Origin of the sequence: Vibrio sp. SSH13-20 (assembly GCF_040104475.1) — a bacterium.
GTDB lineage: Bacteria > Pseudomonadota > Gammaproteobacteria > Enterobacterales > Vibrionaceae > Vibrio > Vibrio harveyi.
Genome location: NZ_JBECOU010000025.1, coordinates 1 through 5,788 on the forward strand (window position 1 = coordinate 1; position 5,788 = coordinate 5,788).

The 5,788-nt window shown below is 39.7% G+C and carries 7 protein-coding genes and 3 pseudogenes; 8 read left to right on the plus strand and 2 right to left on the minus strand.

Going from position 1 to position 5,788, the window contains the following annotated elements:
* The 5 genes and pseudogenes from ABMY42_RS26070 to ABMY42_RS26090 all read left to right on the plus strand — a co-directional run.
* Nucleotides 1-115: pseudogene (locus ABMY42_RS26070) on the plus strand (DUF3265 domain-containing protein); the annotation flags it as partial.
* 31 nt (nt 116-146) lie between these two features.
* Nucleotides 147-587, plus strand: coding sequence for a hypothetical protein (locus tag ABMY42_RS26075; protein WP_349266968.1), 441 nt, complete (start codon nt 147-149; stop codon nt 585-587).
* 854 nt (nt 588-1,441) lie between these two features.
* Nucleotides 1,442-1,942 (plus strand): opioid growth factor receptor-related protein, encoded by a 501-nt coding sequence (locus ABMY42_RS26080; protein WP_349266969.1) that lies wholly within the window; start codon nt 1,442-1,444, stop codon nt 1,940-1,942.
* A gap of 163 nt (nt 1,943-2,105) precedes the next feature.
* Nucleotides 2,106-2,912, plus strand: coding sequence for a hypothetical protein (locus tag ABMY42_RS26085; RefSeq protein WP_349266970.1), 807 nt, complete (start codon nt 2,106-2,108; stop codon nt 2,910-2,912).
* Between the two features lie 142 nt (nt 2,913-3,054).
* Complete coding sequence (locus ABMY42_RS26090) at nt 3,055-3,513, plus strand: hypothetical protein (RefSeq protein ID WP_222327445.1); 459 nt, start codon at nt 3,055-3,057, stop codon at nt 3,511-3,513.
* Nucleotides 3,514-3,700: 187 nt separating this feature from the next.
* Here the strand turns inward: ABMY42_RS26090 and ABMY42_RS26095 are convergent, their stop codons facing one another.
* On the minus strand, nt 3,701-3,997 hold the full coding sequence (locus tag ABMY42_RS26095; protein ID WP_349266971.1) for a type II toxin-antitoxin system RelE/ParE family toxin: 297 nt from the start codon (nt 3,995-3,997) through the stop codon (nt 3,701-3,703).
* A 6-nt stretch (nt 3,998-4,003) separates the two neighbouring features.
* A complete protein-coding gene (locus ABMY42_RS26100; protein WP_020197845.1) occupies nt 4,004-4,246 on the minus strand; it encodes a type II toxin-antitoxin system Phd/YefM family antitoxin in 243 nt (80 codons plus the stop codon).
* Nucleotides 4,247-4,773: 527 nt separating this feature from the next.
* Between ABMY42_RS26100 and ABMY42_RS26105 the strand changes: the two are divergent.
* From ABMY42_RS26105 to ABMY42_RS26115, 3 genes and pseudogenes are all read left to right on the plus strand, one after another.
* Nucleotides 4,774-4,921 (plus strand): annotated as a pseudogene (locus ABMY42_RS26105) (DUF3265 domain-containing protein).
* Nucleotides 4,922-4,965: 44 nt separating this feature from the next.
* Nucleotides 4,966-5,550 (plus strand): hypothetical protein, encoded by a 585-nt coding sequence (locus ABMY42_RS26110; protein ID WP_021486700.1) that lies wholly within the window; start codon nt 4,966-4,968, stop codon nt 5,548-5,550.
* 4 nt (nt 5,551-5,554) lie between these two features.
* Nucleotides 5,555-5,657 (plus strand): annotated as a pseudogene (locus tag ABMY42_RS26115) (DUF3265 domain-containing protein).
* Nucleotides 5,658-5,788 lie beyond the last annotated feature (131 nt).

Consider the following 5,788-nt stretch of genomic DNA (forward strand, 5'->3'; position numbering starts at 1 on the left):
GCATATAACAAACTGTTCAAGAGGGATTCGCAACGCGTGGCATTTTCACTATGCGTTGGCGTTAGTGTTTAAGGTGGTATGCGGCGACTTTGGTATTGCGTTGCTCACCCCTTAACAGGGCGTTAGGTGAACTGGAGGTTAACAAGGTGCAGATAGAGTTTAAAAGTCGATATAAACTTAAAAAATGGCTGAAGAATGCAGTAAATGTTTCTGTTTTAACCATTGCATTGAGTTCACAAGTTTCTGAATTACAGACTAATATTTCTTCACCATCGAAGCTGTATAGCGCATTTTCAGAGAGAGTAGAGTTATTACCCAAAGGCAGGTACTTTGTTAGTTATGAAGACGCTGGAAAGGAAGATGATGACCTCAGTATTAATAGCTACTATTGGGTAAATGCGTCAGAGCAAAAACTAAAGCATGGCATGGCGTATGGCAGTTTATCTGAATTTAAGTCTGAGTTAGTTGATTTCGAATATATTATTTTGAGTCGTAATCAATCGTATGAAAACCAAACGGTAGAAATGTTTATTTTAATGCCAACCGATCCTTTAGAAATAAGCGCGTTAAAAAGCATCTTGAGCTGACATGCCGATACTTATGCATCTTTCGCAAACGAAAAAGAGCCCATATCAAACATGCAGTATGGTAGGTGCGAACTGAAGTTCACCTAACAAAGCATTTAAGAGTGATTCCCAACGCTTGGCATTTTTTATTCCATCGTCGAGTTCAGTGTATACGGTGGTATGCTTTAGGTTTCGTGGTAGCGTTGCTCACACCTTAATGCGGCGTTAGTTTGCAAGAGGAAAAACGCGCCAATATCGCAAGATCTAGTGGTAAAAGTTCAAAGTCGAAATCGTCGTATCGGCGTTCAATTTCAGTGTTAACTCACGTGGTGAAAATCCAAAAGTGACATCGTTTCAACGGTTGATTTGTTCTTTGGTACGGTGATTTTTGGGTTAACTGAGTTGAACTTTTTTGTTGAAACTCTGCTCGTTGAGTTTGTTGGTACAAAAGCCGATTTACTTGCTGAAATGACGTTTTCTCTGGTGTGGAAAATTCACGTGGTTTCAGTGACTTTGTTGAACGTCCGCATTGTGAGATTGGTTTTCCAAAAGCGCTTTTTGGTGTTGCAAGTTCGTTTTCTGCGGCGTTGTTTGTTCCACGTGGTTTCATTGAGTAGCCGCTTTGAGACTACGCCTAGCTTAAGTGCATCAAAACACTTAAAGCTATTATTTGCAAAGTTTAAAATAACGTAAAATCAACGCTTTGGGTTTGCAAACTAACAAACTGCTCAAGAGGGATTCACAACGCGTGGCATTTTTACTATGCGTTGATTTTAGTGATTAAGGTGGTATGCAGCGGCTTCGGTATTGCGTTGCTCACCCCTTAGCAGGGCGTTAGTGCGCAAAGATAAAAATTACAATTAGCAGGATTTAAAATGAGTGAAATTGCTCGTTTCATATCTGGTCAAGCTCCAGATAAATTTGGTCGCAATGTAGAGCAGTTGTTAGCTTACAACCACTTCTGGCTGGAGCATGATCATAAGTATATTCAAGTTCTTTTCCCGATTGATGAGGGTACTAAGTTCAATCAACATGCTCCTTTAGTAACTCAAGTAGATCGAGAGGCTTTTGCTAACTCAGAAGAATTACGTGTTGCTCACTTAAAAGCACTTGACCTTTTACTTGAGTTTTGGGGATTACAGCGAGATGGGTGTGAGATTTCTTCTTTACAAGCGCTAAGTCCTGCTAACCATGTCTGGCTTAAAAGTCATGACCACAACCAACTTCGTCTGACCCGAGCAATTCGTAGTTTGTATTTACTCGGTAATGAACAGATAGCAACTAACTTGTGTGACTATCTAGTGGCAGCGGCAAGAGAAACTGGCTTGGTTTCAGATAAAACGGTCGAATATTGGAGTAACGCGCTTAAAGGTTAGGAGATCGCTGAAAAAGCGCACTAACAAACTGTTCAAGAGGGATTCGCAACGCGTGGCATTTTCACTATGCGTTGAATTTGGTGTTTAAGGTGGTATGCGGCGGCATCGGTATTGCGTTGCTCACCCCTTAACAGGGCGTTAGGCTATTCGAGGAGTTTGGCTTGTGAATTATAGACAGTTAGCAAAAGATCACCTGAAATTTGCGCACAATGAATTGAGTGCTTCTATCGATTCTCGTTTAAAATATTCTGCTTTAGAACTTCGTATGGCAATGGAAGCTATTACATACGACAGGGCGCTAGCTTATAAAGATGAATTTCCACCAAGCGAATATGAGACTTGGCAGCCCAAGAAAGTTTTGATGGTACTTTTGGAAATTGATAGTAACGCTGATGCTAGTAGTACTATTTCAATAGGTATACAGCCTGATAGCCACACACTACCTGAGACGATGCAATTATTAGGTACTGAAAAGACATTCACATTGAAAATGTTAAAAAAGCATTATGATGCTTTGGGGAGCTACCTTCATATTATTTCGATGAAGCAAAGTCGTACAGGGGGCGTCCAAAACATGAATAAGTTGAGACGGCGATGCGAGGAAATATATCAGTTTTTAGATGAAGCTTTGCAATCTCCAGTTTTCAATATGACATTAGGTAATTTTTCTTCCCTACCTTGCCAAGAGTGCGGAAAAACGATTAGGAAACGGATTCCTCACTCATTTAATGAGCCAATCTTAGCTGGTTGCTTTAACTGTAAGGCAAAGTATAAGCTCACCGATGGTGGTGGTGGTAATGTCTGTTGGACTTTAAGTCAGCATGAACTTCAATGTAGCAATCCTAATTGTCAGAAAAGCATAACTGTTTTAGAACATGAGCTAACAGTTGGTCGCCATTGGGTATGTACAGCGTGTAATGGTAAAAATACTATTGTGCTAGGTATACAACACCAAAACCAAGAAGAATAGCCTAACAAAGCGTTTAAGACGGATTCCCAACGCTTGGCATTCTCGGTTTGATTCGGCTTTAGTGTTTACGGCACAATGGTTTAGGTAAGGTGGTAGCGTTGCTCACCACTTAACGCGGCGTTATGTGTAATAAAGAGGTTTTATGAAAAAGTTTTTTAAAGTTTTAGCGATACTAGTTGCTCTAACAGTTGTTTTAATTGGGGGGCTTCTGATTTGGGCTGCCTCTCAAACAAGTGAGGTCACTGCTGAAGCGACGCCATTTATTGAAGAAAGCGTGCCTTTAATTTCAACATGGGAAATATCGCAGTTTGAACATCTATTTAGTATTGAAGGGCGTTCAGCATTAAATAGTGATGAAGGTCAAAAAGTAATAGAGTATCTATCTAAAATAGGTGGTTTAAAATCCTTCGACTCCCCGGTCTTTGTCAAATCTAAATCTTCTGTTTCCACTAGTGGTGAAAGTAAAGAAATAGCGATATTTACAGTTGAAGCAAAATTTGAAAATGGCGCGGGTTTATTTACGTTTGTTCTTTCCAAAGTCGACGCTGAATACAAAATTGACCGCATAAATCTGAATTCGAATGCATTTTTGGATTTGTAGTCCAAATTACACATAACAAGGCGTTTAAGGCAGATTCCCAACGCTTGGCGTTTTGTATTCAAAGTTGGGTCTAGTGTTAACAGTGTAAGGGTTGAGGTTAGGTGGTTGGCGTTGCTCACTACTTAACGCGGCGTTAGTTTACCAATCAAGATCATCACCCCAGTTTTTATTTAGGGTGATGTCTGAGCTACAAGTGGTTTTGTGGGAGTTGCGATTGACCAAGTACAGCCACAACTAAAATAAAACCGTCTTCCTTTGTAAAGTAAGCTGTGTGTTTTCCTACCGGAAAATAGAAACTGCTTGGATAAATCTCGTCACAGCTGCGACCTACGGCTGGGTTGTCGGCAAGCATTTGAAACCCAGCTAGCAATGTATCTTTATAGTTGTTCCACTGCATTTCAGAAAAGTTGTTGATGGTATAGCTTTTAATTTTTTGTAAATGAGCCTGAGCCAATTTACTTAGTTTGTATTTATTCTTTTGCATAGTGGGTTACAAGGTGCTTAGGAAATCTTCCCCATCAACAACATTGCCTTGTGCTAAGTCTTGTTTAGCTGACTCGAAACAATGTTTAAGGTAATCAGTTTTCATTGCCTCTAGTTCTTCATAGTCTTTGATAGACATTACCACCACGGCATCTTTACTGTTTTTGCTAATCTTTACTGGCTCACGTTGGGCGCTTAGAAGGAGCTCACCAAAGTTACGCTTTGCATCATTTGCTGTTAGTGTGTGCATACTCAGTCTCCAAGTTTGGAATTACAGTAAGATTATAGTTTGTCGCACAAAATGGTCAATATAATTAAATCGTGCGATTTGTGCGAAAGGCAAACTAACAAAGCATTTAAGAGTGATTCCCAACGCTTGGCATTTTTCATTCCATCGTTGGGTTTTGTGTTTACGGTGGTATGGTTTCGGTTTCGTGGTAGCGTTGCTCACACCTTAATGCGGCGTTAACTGGCGCAGAAAATACGAAAGCACAATGATACAGTTTCTAGGTTCAGAGATTTAGCGTGTTCGGTCGGTTTCCATAGCTGAGCTAATGCGACTAATTTCAGCTTGATACTTAAGTTTACTGATGTGAAAGGCGGCACAAAGCCTTCTAATAATATAAGGCATTCGCGATTAGTTCGGCGCACTTACATCGCCGAAGTATGGTGTTGTGAGACGCATTTCAAACTAAAGATAAACGGTGATTTTTTTCTTAAATACATATTTGAGTTAGCTTTGCTAATCATTAATTAGCAAAACGAACTTTGGCGAAAGTGGCTGAAAGATCGGCGAAAACTGAAAGGCGCTCAGTTAACAAACTGTTCAAGAGGGATTCGCAACGCGTGGCATTTTCACTATGCGTTGGTTTTAGTGTTTAAGGTGGTATGCGGCGGCTTTGGTATTGCGTTGCTCACCCCTTAACAGGGCGTTAGGCTATATGTGTCAACCTGTCTGAGATAGTAAAAATGATTAACTACAATGAACTTTTCACTGCATTGAAAGAGAATTTACACATAAAAGAAATCCAAAGCACTCCAGAAATAACTCGGGAGATAAAAAGGTTTTTTGTTGAGAAGTTCAATGGGTATTTTGTTGCGCCAAATAATGGTACTAAAGAGTTTATGGTCGATGTTTTTATCTCCAATATCAATCCGAGGAAGATCCATGAATCTAATGGGCAGGGATTGATTCCTATTTTAGCTCTTGAATCCGAGCTTGGTGGAAATGGTGGTGGTGCTCCTGGTATTTTAAAAGGAAATGTTTTTGAAGATTTTGCCAAGTTACTGGTAATACAATCTCAATACAAAGTTCTAATATTCACATCATTGCCTTATAAAGAGGAACCAAATCACATCGAATCTAGGGTTCAAGAGTTGTATGAATATTATGATCTGTCACCGTGCCAAGAGAATATATTGCTCGTTCACTTAGAGGCAGAGTCTCAAAAAACTAAGAATAATCAGCAAACAAACCCTAAGATACATACGAAACGCGAAAACATATCAGGATATCTATTGCTTAAAGGTGTCGGTGTGCAAAATATAGCCTAACAAACTGTTTAAGAGGGATTCGCAACGCGTAGCATTTCTACTATGCGTTGGTTTTGGTGTTTAAGGTGTTATGCGGCGGCTTCGGTATTGCGTTGCTCACCCCTTAACAGAGCGTTAGCCATTTCATATCATCAATCTTACTTTTCGTTGAGCAATAAAAGTGAATCGATTTATCTCACATTATTCCTTTGACTAATGATATGTAATATCAATAGTTTTAATGTGTTATGACGTAATT